Source organism: Cyanobacteriota bacterium, from assembly GCA_025054735.1.
Taxonomy (GTDB): Bacteria; Cyanobacteriota; Cyanobacteriia; order SKYG9; family SKYG9; genus SKYG9.
This window is the reverse complement of sequence record JANWZG010000548.1, coordinates 1-2,067: the sequence shown is the minus strand read 5'-3', so window position 1 is coordinate 2,067 and position 2,067 is coordinate 1. Positions and strand designations below refer to the sequence as shown.

Below are 2,067 nucleotides of genomic sequence, written 5' to 3'. Positions count from 1 at the left end.
CGCTCCTTGGTCTATGCAGGCATTCCCCTGTCAGAGTTTCATTGCACCCAAGAAGACCTAGAAACCATTTTCCTAAAGCTAGGACATAAACAAGTGTCATAGATTGGTGACGTGTAGTCCTGGGGATCATAAAAAATTAGCCAACTGAGGTGACTACTGATGAATGGTGTATTGAATGCGATCGGTGATTGGAACCCGCAACTGATGCGAGAGCTGAAGGGACGGTTAAAACTACGCAATGTGACAATAGCTGTAATTGGGGCAATCGTTGCCCAACTCTTGCTAGTGATGGCCTTTGCAGGGAAACTTCCCGGCGACCCCAGCGAAGATTACAATCGTTATCTTTTGGCTGGTGCTTCAGGCAGTGAGTTCATTAACTGGGAACTGTGGTGGCAAGACATGTTCCGAGCCGTAAGTTGGCTAATACCCTACGCGCTACCAGTAGCTGGCTCCTACGCATTGATCACTGATTTGGGACGGGAAGCCCGACGTGGAACCCTCAACTTTTTGCGGCTGAGTCCCCAATCGGCCCGTGAGATTTTACTGGGAAAACTGTTGGGTGTGCCCATCCTGAAATATCTAGGGGTTGCGTTGGTAGTGCCGCTGCATATTGTGGCTGCGGTGCAGGGTCATATTCCCCTGGTATTTCTGCTCAGCTATTACCTGCTAGTTGGCATCGCAACAGTGCTCTGTCTCAGTGTTGCAATGCTGATATCCTTGCTGAACTCATCTCAGCAGCAAGCTGGGGCAATGCTAATGGAAGCAGGACTAGCACTAGCCTATGCGCTACTTATCCTGTTTATGATGGTGCCATTGTTCATGTTCTGGAACCTGTGGACGACGTGGCAACCATTTTCTCACTATCTTACGGAGGCTACTGGTTCCCACTCAACCGGCATCACGTGGTTCAACTTACCAGTCTGTGATCAGCCCATTGTTGCCCATCTATTCGTCTTAACGAACTTAAGTGCCGGGATTTACATTATCTGGCAACTGCTGCACCGCTGTTATCACAACCTAACAGGTACGGTGATGACTAAGGCCCAGAGCTATGGAGTAAATTTGTACACTGAGCTTGTAATCCTAGGCTTCCTGTGGCCTACACCTGAATCTCCGCTGGCCAGTTGGCACAGTGATGAAGCTATTGCAGTTACACTCGCAGTGCTGTTGACTATTTGGCAGTTGGTCAAGTTTACAGTGTTGACAGCGGGGCTATCTCCTCGGCGTCAAGCCCTGTTAGATTGGAGTCGCTATCGCCATCAGATGACTGCCCAGTCAGGATTGCGCTCTCTTGGGCAGGATTTACTCTGGGGGGAAAAGAGTCCGGCGATCATTGCCATTGCTGTAAACGCTGGTATTGTAGCTGCCATTTGGGTGCCGATGTTTCTCTCATCTGCGATCGGCACAACCAGCCTAGTATTATCCCTAGGTATCTTGTTAAACCTGTGCCTGATTGTGATTTACGCTACGATCGCCCAATGGATGTTACTGATGAAAGTGAAGAAACCAGGGCTTTGGGCATTAGGGGTCACTGTGGCAGTAGCAATGGTGCCACCAATTATGATTCTCGTTCTAGCCTCTAACTCAGCGGCTACTGGAACTCCAGATGGCATTTGGGCAGTGCTGCTGCTGTCTACACCATTGCTATGGGTGACGATTCAGAAGGTATCGCTCCTTTCCATTGGGTTAAGCCTTGTGGCACAGATGGCTGCGATCGTAATGCTGAACATGACCTTGGCGAAACATCTGCATAAATTGGGGGAATCAACTACAACGGCGTTGTTGAACCCGGCATAAGTCAACTTAAGGGGAACCAACTACTGGTTTGCACTAGTCTCAATCATTACACCTACTAGAGGACAGTAACTATGGCGCTGAATTGGCTAGATCACCTTGGGGACATCAATCCCCAACTGTTCCGAGAACTGAAAGGACACCTACGCTGGCGCAACCTAGCGATCGCAGGTACTATCTCCCTTGTGGGTCAGGCCCTGACGCTGATTTACTTCTATGGCAAGCTGCCTGCTGTGCCCCAATTCGACAAGTTTAGTCGCTATTGCACAGGCA

Annotated in this window: 3 protein-coding genes; all 3 read left to right on the top strand. The window is 49.6% G+C overall.

The features are described 5' to 3' along the window. The coding region (locus NZ772_17980; GenBank protein ID MCS6815444.1) for an ABC transporter ATP-binding protein at positions 1 to 102 on the top strand (102 nt) is incomplete at its 5' end. 57 nt (positions 103 to 159) lie between these two features. Then, on the top strand, positions 160 to 1,797 hold the full coding sequence (locus NZ772_17975) for a hypothetical protein (protein MCS6815443.1): 1,638 nt from the start codon (positions 160 to 162) through the stop codon (positions 1,795 to 1,797). 71 nt (positions 1,798 to 1,868) lie between these two features. After that, positions 1,869 to 2,067: hypothetical protein (locus NZ772_17970; protein ID MCS6815442.1), on the top strand; the 199-nt coding region annotated here is incomplete at its 3' end.